The organism is Marinobacter salinus, from assembly GCF_001854125.1.
Classification (GTDB): Bacteria; Pseudomonadota; Gammaproteobacteria; order Pseudomonadales; family Oleiphilaceae; genus Marinobacter; species Marinobacter salinus.
Window position 1 is genome coordinate 3,112,969 of record NZ_CP017715.1, and the last position, 14,529, is coordinate 3,127,497.

The window sequence follows — 14,529 nt, forward strand, 5'->3', positions numbered from 1 at the left end:
CTAATTCTGATCCGGCAGCGGGTGTCTTTTCCTGCCAGCCGGCAGGCATCCAGACCTATCCGGGGCCTGCCGGCCCCTTCATGATCACTTCCCCTTTTCGCCACAACCGCCATTCTCCCGGTCGGTAAACATCCCAGGTTTCATCGGTTGTCAGGGGTTCGGTGACAATCACACTGACCACATCGTCCGGCGTCGTTTCCGATTCAAAGTCGACAATAACATCGGCATCTTTCAGGCGCGCTGGCCCGAAGGGAGCCCGGCGGGTAATACTGGCCATTTTGGTCGAGCAATAGGTGAACAGCCAGTCGCCGTTACTGAGCAACAGATTGAACACACCTTCGCGGGCGTAGGCTTGTGACAAGGTTACCAGGCGTTCGATGATTTCTTCGGTCGGGGTATCTCGATTGCAGTGGACCCTCAGATGGTTGAGGATATCGCAGAAGAGTGACTCACTGTCTGTGCTTCCGACCGGTTCGTAAAACCCCTGTCCGGGACGGAACCCCGAGATCTGGCCATTGTGGGCAAATACCCAATAACGCCCCCATAGTTCACGCATGAAAGGGTGGGTATTCGCCAGACAGATTTCTCCGACATTGGCCTGGCGTATGTGGCAGACCGCCACCTCGCTTTTGATCGGGTGGGTTTGCACTACTTCTGCAATACGTGAGTTGGCGCTGGCGTCTGAATCATGGAAGGCACGAACACCCTTGCCTTCGTAAAACGCGACCCCCCATCCATCCTTGTGCGGGCCGGTATCGCCCCCGCGCCGGGTCAGGCCGGTGAAACTGAAGCATAGATCGGTGGGGGTATTGGCACTCATGGCCAGTAATTCACACATGGACCGGACATCTTCCTGGGAGTTGCAAGTGAGGTTCCAAGGGTACCGGATTCAGCCGGTGCTGCCAGCCAGAAGATCACCCTGGTTGGGATTGATTCCGCCACCAGCGCGGGCCACCTGATTACGACCCGCCCGCTTACCACTGTATAAACAACGATCCGCGACACAAAACAGCGTCTCGGCCTGACGGCCGTGTTCCGGCCACTGGGCAATACCGAAAGAAGCTGTAATCCGGACCTTCGCCTCGCCATAAGACAGTTGACGCTCAGAAATACGCTGACGTAATTCATCCATCAGCTCAAAGGCATCGGCGGATTTTACGTCCCGGAGAATCAGTCCGAACTCCTCACCGCCTAGACGACCGACAAAATCCGTAATACGCAAACGCTCGATCAGGCACTGGCCAATCTGTCGCAAAACATAGTCACCGGCATCATGTCCGAGGGTGTCATTGACCAGTTTGAAATGGTCGATGTCCATAACCACCAACGCAAAACCTGCCCCGCTTCGCTCACATTCCGCAATAGTCCGGGCCAGGGTGCCCTGGAAATTATTGCGATTGGCCAGTCCCGTCAGCGCGTCCGTCTGGGCCATGTCCACCAGCCGCTGCTCCGCCTCTTCACGGCGCACCTGATACAGGTGGATAAATGCGAGCATCAAGGCGGCACAAAGCACCATATTGAGCAGATCAATCATGGCATGAGGACTGCCAACACTGCCCAAATAGTAATAGTAGATAACACAGCCCACGAGCATGAACGGCACACTGAGAATCATGCCTTCGCGCTTGCCCAGCAGGAGGTAGGCCAGCACCGGCATCATCAGCACCCAGACAAAGGCCGCTACTGAGGCCTCTGGCAACAGCATGATGACCAGAAAAAAGAAAAACAGAGTTACAAGGTAGCCATAGACCCATTGTTGCAGGTAGGAGGTACTGCGCAGCCGCCAGACCCCGACATAGAGGATGACACTGGCCGTCAACTCGCCGGCGCCGACCCACCAGAATCCATTAAGGATCTGCAGGCAAGCGAATACCACCAGAGCGGTACCGGTTACGAAAAAGAGAAGCCGCATCAACGAGCGGCGATGGCTGTCTCGCAGACCCGAGCGGCTCTCTTCCAGAGTGGCCCCCAGGTCCGATTGGTCAGGCGTATTCATGCTGGCTCTTTCCCTAGATAAGCAGCAATTATAGGCTGTTTTGACTGTATGTAAAATGTACAGCAGGCCACTGAGCCGCAACTTGCCGCCACATTTACTGCATCAAATATACAGGTTCTTTTTCGAGAAACGCTCAACGAGAGGCTGATAGGCAGAGCCCAGTATCCGGTTGATAGCTTCGATGCCCCAGGCATCCGGGCCCACCAGAATCCGCGACTCGTCTTTCAGAATACCCTTAACAATGATCTGCGCCGCCTTTTCCGGCGTGGTCATCGCCAGCTTGTCGAACCCTTTCCGCTGGGCGGCTGCATTCTCAGACTTACCCATGCGTGCGGAGTTCGCGATATTGGTGCGTATTCCACCGGGATGCACACAACTGACCGACACCGGCTGACCCTCCAGTTTCATTTCCTGACGGAGGGATTCGGTGAAACCACGGACCGCAAACTTGGCGGCGTTGTAAGCGCTCTGCTTGGGTACGCCAATCAATCCAAAGACGCTGGAAATATTAACAATATGGCCGTCACCCGAGGCAATCAGATGTGGCAGGAAGGCACGGGTGCCGTGCGCAACACCCCAGAAATCAATATCCATGATCCACTTGAAGTCATCATCGGTCATTTCCCGAACGCTGGCCGATAGCGCCACCCCAGCATTGTTAATGACGAGGTTCACCTGCCCGAAGTCGCTTGCCACTTCCTCTGCGTGGGTATAGATAGCGTCCCGGTCTGACACATCCAGTCGATAGCTTTTCACGTCGGAACCCTTGAGTTCAACGATCGTTTCGGCCAGCCCGGATTCATTCACATCCGAAAGTGCCAATCGACAGCCCCGCGCCGCCAATGCCAAAGCGAGGGCACGCCCAATGCCCGAGCCTGCGCCAGTAACAACAGCAACCTTGTTCTTCAGATCCTTCATGGTCAAAGACCCCTTATTGTCGTTTCGTCCGAAAACAGCCTGCGCTGACAAGTGGATTGGTGACTCAAAGCACTCCGGCCACAGCTAATTAAAGCAGATACTCTAACAGTTGCCGCCCCCTTGATATGGCTAAAACAGACACTTCACCCAGGCATTACAGCCACCCTCTGACGCGGCGGCAGGATTTGGGTACAATCGATGTCCGCTGACCGGCAACCCGCCGTCCGTTTCTTTCCTGGATCAATGGATACACCGTATGGAATGGAGTCTCACGCATTTCTGGCTGATTCTGGCCCTTGTCCTGAGCCTGGCCGAACTTACCTCCGGGGTCCTGCTCCTGCTTGCCCTGGGCGTGGCGGCCGCCCTCACGTCTGTTCTTGCCTCCTTCGGCATGCCCTTTGAGTGGCAACTGGTAGGCATGGGCGTGTTTTCTGGCATCCTGATTCCCGTCGCCATCCGCTGGATCCGTCCCCGGTTTTCCCCCAAAGGCGTTGCCTATGGAACCACCGGCACCGGCGTGGAACAGGGCGAGCGTTATCGCACACTGAAACGGGACTTTGATGGCGCCAGCGGCATCAAGGTCAATGGCGACTTTTACCGCCTGCGCGTCTTTAACACAGGAACCACGGACCTCCCCGAAGGAACCGAGGTTATCTTCAGAGAATTCGACGGCACGACTGCCGTTGTTGAAACGATCACACACAAGGAGCAGTAAGCATGGAATCGTTCATTTCGCCGGGGCTTGTTCTTAGTCTGGTATTTGTTGTCATTGGCATTTTCATCATTGCCAAGGGCCTGGTTATCGTCCGCCAGTCCGAGGTCATGGTGATCGAACGCCTGGGTTCCTTTAACCGGGTTCTGGAAAGCGGCGTTAACATCATCATTCCGTTCATCGAACGGCCTCGTCCGATCACCATGATCCGCTACGTTCGTATGGGTGAGGAATACCATCCGGTCAGCAGTGATGAAACCCGCATCGACCGCAGAGAAACGGTCATGGACTTTCCAGGCCAGCCGGTAGTTACCACCGATAACGTCACGGTGAAAATCAACGGTGCGCTGTACTACCAGATCATCGATCCACGACGCGCGGTTTATGAAGTCGCCAACATGAGCCAGGCCGTGGAAGTTCTCGCCAAGACCACCCTGCGCTCCGTTGTCGGCAAGATGGAACTGGACAAGCTGTTTGAATCCCGCAGCGAAGTGAATAACGCCATCCAGGCCGAGATGGAAGAACCGGCGTCCAAGTGGGGTGTGAAGCTCACTCGGGTCGAGGTTCAGGACATCAGCATGCCGGAGGAAGTCGAGGAGGCCATGCGCCTGCAAATGGCCGCCGAGCGTAAGCGGCGGGCCACGGTAACAGAAGCCGAAGGGGAGAAATCCGCAGCCATCGCCATGGCTCAGGGCCAGCGTGAATCCGCTATCCTCAATGCCCAGGGCGATAAGGAATCGGCGATTCTGCGGGCTCAGGGCGAGCAGGAATCCATTCGACTGGTACTCAGTGCCATGGGCGACTCCGAAGACAACAAACAGACTGTTATCGGTTATCTGCTTGGCCAGAGCTACATCAAAGTCTTGCCGAACATGGCGAAAGACGGTGAGCGGGTCTTCGTGCCCTATGAGTCCTCTGCTCTTCTGGGTTCCATGGGCATGTTCCGGGAACTGGCCGGCAGCCCGGACGACGTTGTCCGCCAGTCACTGCGTCGGGATGGTTTGAGAGGCGGCCTGGTCGGTTCTGCTGCCGACGCCTGACACAGCGCAGCAACCTGCCGGGGCTATCGCCCCAGCAGGTTATCCAATGGCTGCTCATAGCTGGGCGCGAATACTTCCATGAAATACGCCACTTCCCGCAAGCCGTCCTCTTCCAGGCGCGCCCGGATCTGGTTCTCGGCCGGCTCAAATTCCTTGTTGCCGGCCCGTATCTCAGCCCGACATTTGAGCCATGCGGACAAACGGTCGGCCGCCTTGATCAGCTCCCGATCCTCCGCAGGTAGTCGGGATTCCCTCAGATACGGAGAAAAATCATCCCTGAGATCTTCTGGTAACAGTGCCAGCAGTTCTGCCTCCGCCTTGTGCTCAATATCGCCGAACGCCTCCCGCATAACCCGGGAGTGGTATTTCACAGGTGTAGGCATATCCCCGGTAATCACTTCCGTTGCATCGTGGTAGAGCGCCGCTGCCGCAATGCGGTCAGCATTGACCTGTCCGCCAAAATGCCGATTACGGATCAGCGCCAGCGCATGCGCAAGTGTCGCCACTTCCCATGAATGAGTCGCCACGTTTTCTTCGATGGCATTTCGCATCAGCCCCCAACGCTTGATCCAGCGAAGTCGGGAAACATAAGCAAAAAAATGGCTGACAGAGTGAGGCATAGGGAAAATTCCTATTTTGCATAACTTTATAAGCTTTGGCTTTCAGCCACCAGCACTACAATGGTAATCTGAATATGTATTCACTTGTTACACATTCTGGATCCAGCATGTCAGTCATGCAGAAAACAACAAGAACACTCGCTCTGCTCGCCATCGTGCTTTTTACCACATGGATGCCCTCTGCCTATCCGGAAACGAAAGTCAGGATCGGCATCTACCATTTTCCGCCAGTCGCGGGTGTGGGCCCCGATAACCAACCGACCGGCTTGCTGGGTGACCTTCTCAGGGAACTCCGGAAAGTTCACAACGATGTGTCCTTCCAGGTTTTTTACACATCGCCCAAACGCCGTTACCTTGATTACGAGGCCGGCCTGTACGACGTTATTTTCTTTCAAAGTGCCAACTGGGGCTGGTCAGGCCGGGACGTAACCATCAGTCGTCCGATTCTGACGGACGAAGAACTCTATGTCGCCCTGAAAAAACCGGGCCGGAACCTTTCCTTCTTCGATGACATTGCCAGTCACGCCATCGTGGCTATGTCCGGCTACCACTACGGTTTCGCGGATCTGGAGGTCGATAGCCAGAAGCTTCAGCAGAAATTTAATGTCGAGTTCTCTGACAGTCACAACCGTAATCTGCAACTGATCATGGCGGATCGTCCCTCTGTGGCGGAAGTTGCCGTCATCAGCCACTCCTACCTTCAGATGCATCTGTCAAAACACCCCGATGACCGGTCAAAGTTGCTGATCTCCGACAAGCCTGATCAGCAGTACGAACTCAGGATCATCGCCCGTAAGAACGGCCCGGTAAGCGCCACGGACATGATGGAGCTTCTGGCGCCCCTGATACACAACGGCTCCTACCAAAAGATGGTGGAGGACTGGGGCCTGCATCTCCCACCCGAATTTCTCAATGGTTTCCAGTCCCTCTAACGTACGTCGAGGGTCAGCCTGACCGTCACCTCGCCGCTCTCGTTAACATCAGCACTTCGAGAAGGATCCGACAAGAACAACTGATTTGCGGGCACCTCATGGGTGTCCTGCAAGACCTTCCGGATGGCCATGCCCCGGGCACTGGCCAGGTTATTCAGAGCCTCGGGTGCCAGGTCACGCTCACCCGCAAGGTAGTCCTCCCGCGCAGCCGCCCACGCCTCATCAGAAAGGGTCTTCGCTCCACCGCTGGTCAGCTCATCGCGCAATAGCGCCAGACCGTCGGCCTCTGGTGCAATACCGCCTCGAATATTAAGCAGCAGATTCGGGCGCTCCAGCAGAGCGTCCGCCAGAGCCGCAAGTTTGGCGGGCTCACCTTCCGCCAATGCAATGCTGCCAGGCTGAAAGCTGACTTTCCCCAGTTCATCGCCGCTCAATCCGGCCAGCTCCGCAATGGAGCCAAGCATACTGAATGGTGATGCCGCCGCCTTGGCGAGAAGGTTTACAAAGGCGCGCATAACCACTTTTCCGATGCTGAAGTCCGGATCCGAAAGATCGCCACTGATAGGCAGGTCCACTTCAATCATACCGTCCCGATCCCGGAGCAGTGCCAGCCCGAGCTTTACCGGTGCGTTCACCGCTTCCTCACTGGCAATTGGCTGCCCCAGTTCCAGGCGATCCATGACCACCAGATTACTGGCATCAATACGGGTACCGGCGATCTTATAGTCCAGTTTCAGGTTCAGCTTGCCACTATCGACACCATAGCCCACGTAGCGTCCGAAGTAGGGCGATAGCACAGGGAGCGAAAGATCGTTCATTGTCAGTTTCAGGTCACTTACGTCCTCAGTCCCCAGTGTCCCGATGGTGCCCTGAAAATCCACAGTGGCAACCTGGCCCACACGACCACTGATCGACACCTTGCCCTGCTGCGGCGGAATATTACTCAGCCCGGTGACGGAGCCGGTCAGCGCGTCAAATGATGTGGTAACGGCCGGATTGAGGGTGCGGTCGGTATAGGCTACCGAGCCATCCTCAAGCATCAACTGGCCGATCCGGAAGATAAAGTCAGCTTCTCCATCGCCACTATTATCGGAGGGAGCGGCAGAGGTCGTGCCAGTGCCCGATGGCTGGCCGGTTCTGGCAACTCTTTGCAGGTTATGGATGTTGTCTGAGTCACGCACTACGTTGATAACCGGTTGGCTCAGGGTAACGGTCCCGATCTCAAGCCGGGCAGGGTTAACGTTATATTCAATGGGCGCCAGACGCAGGGAGGTCCAGGAAACCATTTGGTCATCCCTTCCCGGCAGCCGCAAAGAAAACCCGGTGACTTCCGCGGTGCCACTGAACGTGCCGGTAAGGGGAGTCTGCTGACCGTCCAGATCCAGGTTGCCATCAACCGTCAAACGGCCGCCACCAACGGCAAGATTGGCGCCTTCTTGCATGTAGGGTTCAAACGCCGCCAGGGCAACATCAGACCCGGAAATGGCCGCCTCAAGGGTAAAGGGTTGCGGTGTGACCTGACCGCTCAGGGACAACCGGCCACCGCTGGCGAGAGTGGCCTTCGCCTGGTAGGTCACGGGCTCTTCAAGCCGGTCGCTCATTCGGCCACTGGACAGCGACAACTGCTCAAGGGTCAGATCCACGGCAGTATCCGGTTGCCGATCTTGCCAGTGAACCCGACTATTGGATACGGAAATGCCTTCAACCGACCAGCGAACAGGCTGACTCGCGCCCGCAGTCTCCGAGGCCGCTTCGGTGACAGGCGCCTGGGAGTCACCATCCGTCGCACCCAACGGCGCCAACCAGTCAATAATGCCCGATTCATCCCGTGCCAGAGCGGCATCCAGATTCTCTAGGCTAACCTGACCCACACTGATTTGCATGGCATTGAGATCGAACCCCATCTGGTCCACAGCAATGTTGCTGGACGTCAGGCGGGGCTCCTCGCTCTGCTCATCAATCGCGACGGCCAGGTCATCCAGTGACAGGGTGCCGTTACGGGTTGTCAGGTAAAACACTTCGCCGGCCTGGAGTTCGTAATCAGAGCGCAGGGTGACGCGCCCCCGCGAAGATCGTAGGGTAAATAGGGTGCCAGAAAGTGCTTCAGGGTATCGGACCCGACACCGACGATACGCAGGGAACCTTTGGAATAGAGCGGAGCAACACTCAGGTCGCCTTCCCACTCAATGGTCTGGCTACCGATCGCCGCCAGCAGGGAATAATCGCTGTCGCGACCGTCCCGGCGCCAGGTCGCAAGATCATTCAGAGTCAGATCCAGGGGGGTTATCTGAAATTCCGCCGGCGTTTTCTGGCTGAAATCCCGGAACAGCAGTTCGCCGCCATCAACAACGATCTGTTGAAAGTAGAGCTTCGGCGGTTCTGCACCGGTCTCTTGGGGCTGGTCCGACGGTGAGTTATGGTTCTGCCAGTCCCTGGCAAAATTGACACTGTAATCCTCTAGCAGGTCCAGCCGGATGAAGGGTTCCTGTAACTGGATCGCCTGAAAACCAACGATGCCACGGAGCAGTTGGAAAAAACCCAGATCAAGGAACAGGCGATCAAACCCGACCACCTCTTTGCCCTCGGCATCCTGGGCAGACAGGCCCACGGTCTCGACACTGAGTGCGAACGGATTCACTCTGACGCTTTCAATCTGGCTCTGCCAGCCCATCCGCTGGGCGAGTTGCTCCGGTATGGCCCGCTCTATCCACCAGGGAAGCAGCAGGAATCCGGCGAGTGCGTAGAGAACAACAAGAATGAGAAACCCGATAACCAGGTTCCTCGTCAAATGACTGCGCTGACGGCTCTCGGCCACAACTATCTCCTCGTGGGCGGCGGGTTCCGGAGGCCGTCTCGGCCCCCAGCCTGCCTACAAGGATAGTCGCCCGCGAGCCGTTTTGTCAGCTGTTGATCTGACTGGGCAGTACCAGCTCCGGGTCTGCCTTCATACCGGAGAAATGCCCGATCTGGTTCAGATCGCGGGGAATCATGGCTGCGCGGATCAGCTTGCGGCTGGAATTACCAGTCACCGGGTACACTGACTGCCCCGCACGCCAGGTAACGGCTGTCTCACCCGACTGAATGGCTGTATCAAGCTGCCGCAGGCGCTTGTACATGAAGGCGTGGTCAGTGTTGTCAGGATCCGGCACCACTGCAAAAAAGGAACTGGCAGAGTAACGGGCAAGAAAGACGTTTTCAGTCAGGTTCTCCTTGAGCGCATCGGTGACGTCCCGAATCGCTCCTTTCATCTTGACGGCATCCAGCTTGTCGGAGAGCTCTCTGAAATTGGCGATATCCAGATAGATCAGTGCGAACGGGTTCTCGCAGGCATTCTGGCGGGCGAGTATATCCAGAAGTTTCTGTTCGAGTCCGGAGCGATTCGGCAGGCCGGTCGCCAAGTCCACGAACGCCATTTTCTCAACCCATTCATTCTGTTCAGCCTTACGTTCTTCAAACCGGCGACGTGCCCGAACATCCATAATGGTGACCGCAAGTGCTACGGCCAGAAGAGCAACACAGGCAACCGCCAACGGAATACCTATCCACTCCCCCGTCAAACCGTTATCTGCGGCTGGAACAGCACCTGCCGGGAACATCATGGCCATCATGCCGGTATAATGCATACCGCAGATCGCAGCGGCCATGACCAGCGCAGCAGCAAACTGAGTCACAATGACCGTTCGGCCGGTCATGTTCTGGAGTTTTCTGCAAATCGCCAGTGCGGCCCCCGAGGCACCCACTGCGATAGCAATCGAGAGCGCAAAGAACCCCATATTAAAGACCGGATCTTCCGACATCCGCAGAGCGTACATGCCGAGATAGTGCATGATTACAATACCCCCTGACATCGCCAGAGTGGCCCCGGCGAACAGGCCCCCGCTGATATCCTGACGTCCAATGATGTGCAAGGCCACGCCCGAGGCCGAGATGGCAGCCAGCCAGGAAATGAGCGTCATGGTGGAGTCAAAAGACATCGCAACGTCCATGGGCATGGCACGCATACCAACGAAATGCATGGTCCAGACACCCGAACCCATAATCAGGGCTCCGGTAACCAACCAGCGCCGGCGTTCGGCTCCCTTTGCACTGTTCAGCCTGGTCCCGAAATACAGCGCGGTGTAAGCGGCTAGGACGGCGACCACATAAGATGCAGCCACCAGTGACGGGTCATATTCAGCCATCATCGTATTCAACTCTCTCGTTATTCATTTAAGATGTCTGGCACGGCCATTTGTTGAAGCGCCATGAATTGGGATTGAAATACGCGCAATTTGTGAATCCGCTCTCATTCCTTTGTATTAATTATGTAACCAGCAGCTGCACATGTGGCGCTGACAGCCATGACTGAACCCGATATGCTCGGCAGTCGTAACCGCTCCAGGCTTTTAATCGTGAGGAAAGGAGTTATGGACATCGGCGATATGCGTCGGGATTTTGAAAGTGAGGGACTTGACCGCGATGCCCTTGATAACAATCCGGTGCGGCAATTTCAGAGTTGGTTTGAGGATGCCCGAGCGGCAGGAATACTGGAGCCTAATGCCATGTCTCTGGCGACAACCGGAGACAGTGGAATGCCCGACCTGAGAACGGTCCTGCTCAAATATTTCGACGAGCAGGGCTTCGTGTTCTACACCAACTACGGCAGCCGAAAGGCTCGGGAGATTGACGAAAATCCCCGGGCCGCATTGTTGTTTCCCTGGCTCGGGTTAAACCGTCAGGTGAGAATCCAGGGCGTGGTAGAGAAAGTCAGCAAGGCCGAATCCCTGCGCTATTTTGCGTCGCGTCCCCGCGGAAGCCAGATTGGCGCCTGGGTGTCCGAACAGAGCAAGGCCATCACCTCCCGGGGTCTTCTTGAACAAAAGGTTGCCGAAATAAAACGCAAGTTCAGTGAGGGCGAAATACCACTGCCGGGCTTCTGGGGCGGGTATCGGATCGTTCCCGAACGTATCGAGTTCTGGCAAGGGCGCCCGAGTCGGCTTCATGACCGTTTCGAATATGTGAGGGAGGAGGATGGCTGGCTCATACAACGACTGCAGCCCTGAGCAATCACCGACCATCTGGCTCTGCCACGAAGGCGGCGAGGCAACATCCCGGTTACCTGCCTGGCTGACTGCCTACGAACGAGAGACCGTGGCGAAGTTCAGTGGCCCGCGGAAGCGGGAGTATCTCGCTAGCCGCTGGCTGATTCGCCAGGCCATCGCCGGTGCCAGCGGACAAAGCGCCTCATCATGCAGCCCCGTGGACGGCCGACCGGTTCACTCCGGGACGCCTGCCGGCTGGCGTCTGTCACTAAGCCATAGCCATGGCCTCTCAGCCTGCGCAACCAGCCAGCACAGCCCAATTGGCCTGGACATAGAGCCGTGCCAGCGACACCCCCAATGGCAGAAGGTGACCAGACGCTGGTTTACCACCCAAGAACAGCAATGGTTACTCCGCGATGACAACCCGGAGACCTTCCTGAAGGTATGGACCCTCAAGGAAGCCTGGTTAAAGGCCACTGAGCGGGGAATTGCCGACAACCTGCAAACCCTGGAGGTGGGACCCGGATTCGAGCTGCTCGGCGATCGCCAGGAACAAGGCTGGCAAGCCTGGTGCTGTATTGCCGAGGGCTTTCTGGTGACCCTGGTGTATCGGATGCCGGTTCAAAGCAGGGACTTGCAGCCCCCGAAACTCGTATTGCTGACTGCACCACCCGACGACTTTTCTCTCGTCCGTCCCGACAACCTTGCCGGTTCAGACGTCGCGGTCTTGCACGCTCCCATACACACCAAGCAGGAAAGGAGAAACCAGAGCCGATGACACACCCGGAACGTTGTCCATGGTGCGGGACTGACCCGTTATATGTTCACTATCACGATACGGTTTGGGGAAGACCAGAATATAACGATCTGGCACTTTTCGAAAAACTGTGCCTGGACGGCCAGCAGGCGGGGCTGAGCTGGCTGACCATCCTCCGCAAGCAACAGGGGTACCGGGAGGCCTACGATGATTTCGACCCGGAAAAAATCGTGCGATACAAGGATGACAAGATCGCAGAACTGATGACAAACCCCGCTATTGTCCGCAACCGCCTGAAAGTCAACTCCATCATCAGGAATGCCCGAGGATTTCTCGACCTCCGGGAAAAAGGCGTCTGTTTCAGTGAGTTTTTGTGGTCGTTTGTTGATGGCCAGCCGATACAGAATCAGTGGCAGAACTTTGATCAGGTACCGGTAAGTACCCCTGAATCTGAAGCCATGTCCCGTGAGCTGAAACGAGCCGGCTTCAATTTTGTTGGCCCGACGATCGTTTATGCCTTTATGCAAGCGACCGGAATGGTCAATGATCACCTCGTCAATTGCCCCCAGCACCGGGAGTGTCATTCACTCGGTAAATGATCCCAAAGCGCTCTGGAGTCGTAAGTCTGGCAACACAACCATTCCGGAGCTCCATTGTGAGAATTACCCTCGAAGAACTCAGGAACGCGCCGGACCCGGTGATCGATTTGCTGGAGATTATTTCCCTGGAAGGCCAGCATTATATGGCGCGGCTTAACATAGGTGACAAAATACTCCTGCTCTCCGACAAACAGGGCATTACAAGTCTGTTCCGCGGCGCCTGGCAGATTCAGGATACACTGGCCTCCTTCGCCATCCGGGAAACCCAGATTGTCCATCCTTCTGCCTATCATGAAATGGTGGGAATGGAGCCTTCCGACATCGAGCCCATGCGAATCAGGGTCCAGAGGCAGAAACCGTGATTTCAGTAGCGCGACTTGCCATTCTGGTAGGTATCGCCGGCCTGATTCCGTTTTTGGCGGGCGTCGCGGGCCTGTTCATGATGCCGGAGCACAGCGTGACAATCCTGCGCTGGTTTTACCTCTACAGCGCCGGCATACTCGCGTTTATGGCCGGCATTTACTGGCCCATCGCCATGCAGCTGGATAATTGCTGCTACCCCCAATCCCCGCTGGTCACCATGCTTCTCAGCCAGACCTTCTTCGTGACAGCCGGTATTGGTCTGCTGCTCTCGACGCCTGCTCAGATTTTTCTCTACACCGTGGCCTACATCGGACTGTACATAACGGACGCAAAATGGATGCGGATTTACTGGCCAGCCTGGTACCTGAAAATGCGTCTGGTGCTCACATCCGTCGTGATGGCGTGTCAGATTAGTATTGGCTGCTGGTATTTCCTGATCCATGGCGCCTGATCCAAGATCAGGCGCGAAATGCGTCCTCGGGACTGCTGAACTGCCCCTGTAGTTTCTTCAAAGCCATTTTCTCAATTTGTCGTACCCGCTCTCTGCTAATGCCCAGATCGTCGGAAATGACCTGCAAGGTCTCAGGTTCTGGCAAGCCCAGACCGTAGCGACGGGACAGGATTTCCTGCTCCCGATCCGTGAGTTTGCCCAGCATGGCATTCAGCGTACGACTCCGGTCCCTATGGAACATCGGGTGATCAGGCGTCAGCTGTTCTCTTCCTTTCAGACTGTCACCCAGAGTCACTGAGCCGTCGTCTACCAGCGGGACGTCGGTGGATACTTCCCTGGCGGCCAGCGCTCGCAGTTCGCCAATGCGCGATGGCGAGGCCTCCATTTCACGGGCCAGCTCCGTCTGCGAGGGGGTACGGCCAAGGCTCTGATGCATCTTCAGGGAGACTTTGTGCAGTTGACGGATCTCGTCAACAACGTTCTCCGGCGTGTGCACCAGGCGCGTTCCCCGCTGCAGGCAGCGCTTGACCTCTTCACTGATCCACCAGTAAGCATAGGTGGAAAACCGGAAGCCCTTGCCCGGATCGAAACGTTCCACAGCCTTTATCAGGCCGACATTGGCGTCCTGAATCAGGTCCGACATCGGAATTCCATACTGGCTGTACCGGCGCGCGATATGCACCGCCAGGCGAAGATTGCTCTGGATCAGCTTACGGCGGCAGGCAGTGGCCAGGTGGAAAGCGCGGCGACAGCGAGTCGAAAAGGCACACGCGTCTCCCAGACTGCCAATGATCTCCCGAAAGGTCTGCGGCGTTTCGTCCGGCAGGGCCAGTTCGGCGCTGATGATCCGGTAACACAGTGTCAATTTGCGGGAGAGACGCTTCTCAGCCTCGTTACTTAGCAGTTCATACCGGGACGCATCCCTGAAGTACAGCCCAACCAGGGAATCCCTTTCTCCATCATTGGACGTGGTCGGAGACGGCCCCAGCCTCTCAGTTTTACCCATGGCTAAGGTACCGGTTGCAAATTTACAGAGGATACGTTTTCGGGGCAGTGATGGATTTGCGCGAAAGAGGGGGGAGCAAAACACTGGTTATTACCCAAGGGCGGAGCGACCGGT

The 14,529-nt window shown here is 56.5% G+C and carries 16 protein-coding genes; 8 read left to right on the top strand and 8 right to left on the bottom strand.

The features are described 5' to 3' along the window. Positions 1-55: 55 nt before the first annotated feature. The 3 genes from BKP64_RS14500 to BKP64_RS14510 form a co-directional block, all read right to left on the bottom strand. Positions 56-838, bottom strand: a complete 783-nt coding sequence (locus BKP64_RS14500) for a class II glutamine amidotransferase (RefSeq protein ID WP_070971594.1) — start codon at positions 836-838, stop codon at positions 56-58. Positions 839-889: 51 nt separating this feature from the next. Further along, positions 890-1,996 (bottom strand): GGDEF domain-containing protein, encoded by a 1,107-nt coding sequence (locus tag BKP64_RS14505; RefSeq protein ID WP_070971597.1) that lies wholly within the window; start codon positions 1,994-1,996, stop codon positions 890-892. Between the two features lie 102 nt (positions 1,997-2,098). After that, positions 2,099-2,914: an SDR family NAD(P)-dependent oxidoreductase gene (locus BKP64_RS14510; protein WP_070971600.1), complete on the bottom strand. Its 816-nt coding sequence runs from the start codon at positions 2,912-2,914 to the stop codon at positions 2,099-2,101. Between the two features lie 256 nt (positions 2,915-3,170). On the opposite strand from BKP64_RS14510, the gene BKP64_RS14515 reads away from it, so the two are divergent. Together BKP64_RS14515 and BKP64_RS14520 are read left to right on the top strand one after the other, a co-directional pair. Continuing rightward, positions 3,171-3,629: an NfeD family protein gene (locus BKP64_RS14515; protein ID WP_070971603.1), complete on the top strand. Its 459-nt coding sequence runs from the start codon at positions 3,171-3,173 to the stop codon at positions 3,627-3,629. Between the two features lie 2 nt (positions 3,630-3,631). Continuing rightward, positions 3,632-4,666, top strand: a complete 1,035-nt coding sequence (locus BKP64_RS14520) for an SPFH domain-containing protein (protein WP_070971606.1) — start codon at positions 3,632-3,634, stop codon at positions 4,664-4,666. Between the two features lie 23 nt (positions 4,667-4,689). Here the strand turns inward: BKP64_RS14520 and yfbR are convergent, their stop codons facing one another. Further along, positions 4,690-5,286 carry a 5'-deoxynucleotidase gene (yfbR, locus tag BKP64_RS14525; protein ID WP_070971610.1) on the bottom strand — a complete coding sequence of 199 codons (597 nt, stop codon included), beginning with the start codon at positions 5,284-5,286 and terminating at the stop codon, positions 4,690-4,692. Positions 5,287-5,393: 107 nt separating this feature from the next. On the opposite strand from yfbR, the gene BKP64_RS14530 reads away from it, so the two are divergent. Next, positions 5,394-6,218, top strand: coding sequence for a substrate-binding periplasmic protein (locus BKP64_RS14530; RefSeq protein WP_227515412.1), 825 nt, complete (start codon positions 5,394-5,396; stop codon positions 6,216-6,218). On the opposite strand, the gene BKP64_RS14535 is transcribed toward BKP64_RS14530, so the two are convergent. The 3 genes from BKP64_RS14535 to BKP64_RS14540 form a co-directional block, all read right to left on the bottom strand. Continuing rightward, the gene (locus tag BKP64_RS14535; RefSeq protein ID WP_227515413.1) at positions 6,215-8,236 is read right to left on the bottom strand and encodes a DUF748 domain-containing protein; all 2,022 of its coding nucleotides are present in this window, start codon (positions 8,234-8,236) and stop codon (positions 6,215-6,217) included. The genes BKP64_RS14530 and BKP64_RS14535 overlap by 4 nt on opposite strands. Next, a complete protein-coding gene (locus BKP64_RS19560) occupies positions 8,224-9,033 on the bottom strand; it encodes a DUF748 domain-containing protein (RefSeq protein ID WP_227515414.1) in 810 nt (269 codons plus the stop codon). Before BKP64_RS19560 ends, BKP64_RS14535 begins: the two co-directional genes overlap by 13 nt. An 85-nt stretch (positions 9,034-9,118) precedes the next feature. Then, positions 9,119-10,402, bottom strand: a complete 1,284-nt coding sequence (locus tag BKP64_RS14540; protein WP_070971613.1) for an MHYT domain-containing protein — start codon at positions 10,400-10,402, stop codon at positions 9,119-9,121. Positions 10,403-10,624: 222 nt separating this feature from the next. On the opposite strand from BKP64_RS14540, the gene pdxH reads away from it, so the two are divergent. The 5 genes from pdxH to BKP64_RS14565 are packed head-to-tail and all read left to right on the top strand — an operon-like array spanning position 10,625 to position 13,409. After that, positions 10,625-11,260, top strand: a complete 636-nt coding sequence (pdxH, locus tag BKP64_RS14545; protein WP_070971616.1) for a pyridoxamine 5'-phosphate oxidase — start codon at positions 10,625-10,627, stop codon at positions 11,258-11,260. After that, entirely contained in the window at positions 11,229-12,017 is a 789-nt protein-coding gene (locus BKP64_RS14550; RefSeq protein WP_070971619.1) for a 4'-phosphopantetheinyl transferase family protein, read from the top strand. Before pdxH ends, BKP64_RS14550 begins: the two co-directional genes overlap by 32 nt. Next, positions 12,014-12,595 (top strand): DNA-3-methyladenine glycosylase I, encoded by a 582-nt coding sequence (locus BKP64_RS19165; RefSeq protein WP_083329227.1) that lies wholly within the window; start codon positions 12,014-12,016, stop codon positions 12,593-12,595. The genes BKP64_RS14550 and BKP64_RS19165 overlap by 4 nt, the downstream gene beginning before the upstream one ends. A 56-nt stretch (positions 12,596-12,651) precedes the next feature. Beyond that, complete coding sequence (locus BKP64_RS14560; protein ID WP_070971625.1) at positions 12,652-12,957, top strand: DUF6482 family protein; 306 nt, start codon at positions 12,652-12,654, stop codon at positions 12,955-12,957. Continuing rightward, entirely contained in the window at positions 12,954-13,409 is a 456-nt protein-coding gene (locus tag BKP64_RS14565; RefSeq protein ID WP_070971627.1) for a DUF3429 domain-containing protein, read from the top strand. Before BKP64_RS14560 ends, BKP64_RS14565 begins: the two co-directional genes overlap by 4 nt. Before the next feature lie 7 nt (positions 13,410-13,416). Here BKP64_RS14565 and BKP64_RS14570 read toward each other — a convergent pair whose 3' ends face one another. After that, positions 13,417-14,415 (bottom strand): sigma-70 family RNA polymerase sigma factor, encoded by a 999-nt coding sequence (locus tag BKP64_RS14570; RefSeq protein WP_070971629.1) that lies wholly within the window; start codon positions 14,413-14,415, stop codon positions 13,417-13,419. Between the last annotated feature and the right edge of the window lie 114 nt (positions 14,416-14,529).

Bases quoted from the DNA above. Each gene is read 5' to 3' on its own strand.
- BKP64_RS14500 (WP_070971594.1), bottom strand. From the start codon at position 838: ATGTGTGAATTACTGGCCATGAGTGCCAATACCCCCACCGATCTATGC.
- BKP64_RS14505 (WP_070971597.1), bottom strand. From the start codon at position 1,996: ATGAATACGCCTGACCAATCGGACCTGGGGGCCACTCTGGAAGAGAGC.
- BKP64_RS14510 (WP_070971600.1), bottom strand. From the start codon at position 2,914: ATGAAGGATCTGAAGAACAAGGTTGCTGTTGTTACTGGCGCAGGCTCG.
- BKP64_RS14515 (WP_070971603.1), top strand. From the start codon at position 3,171: ATGGAATGGAGTCTCACGCATTTCTGGCTGATTCTGGCCCTTGTCCTG.
- BKP64_RS14520 (WP_070971606.1), top strand. From the start codon at position 3,632: ATGGAATCGTTCATTTCGCCGGGGCTTGTTCTTAGTCTGGTATTTGTT.
- yfbR (WP_070971610.1), bottom strand. From the start codon at position 5,286: ATGCCTCACTCTGTCAGCCATTTTTTTGCTTATGTTTCCCGACTTCGC.
- BKP64_RS14530 (WP_227515412.1), top strand. From the start codon at position 5,394: ATGTCAGTCATGCAGAAAACAACAAGAACACTCGCTCTGCTCGCCATC.
- BKP64_RS14540 (WP_070971613.1), bottom strand. From the start codon at position 10,402: ATGATGGCTGAATATGACCCGTCACTGGTGGCTGCATCTTATGTGGTC.
- pdxH (WP_070971616.1), top strand. From the start codon at position 10,625: ATGGACATCGGCGATATGCGTCGGGATTTTGAAAGTGAGGGACTTGAC.
- BKP64_RS14550 (WP_070971619.1), top strand. From the start codon at position 11,229: ATGGCTGGCTCATACAACGACTGCAGCCCTGAGCAATCACCGACCATC.
- BKP64_RS19165 (WP_083329227.1), top strand. From the start codon at position 12,014: ATGACACACCCGGAACGTTGTCCATGGTGCGGGACTGACCCGTTATAT.
- BKP64_RS14570 (WP_070971629.1), bottom strand. From the start codon at position 14,415: ATGGGTAAAACTGAGAGGCTGGGGCCGTCTCCGACCACGTCCAATGAT.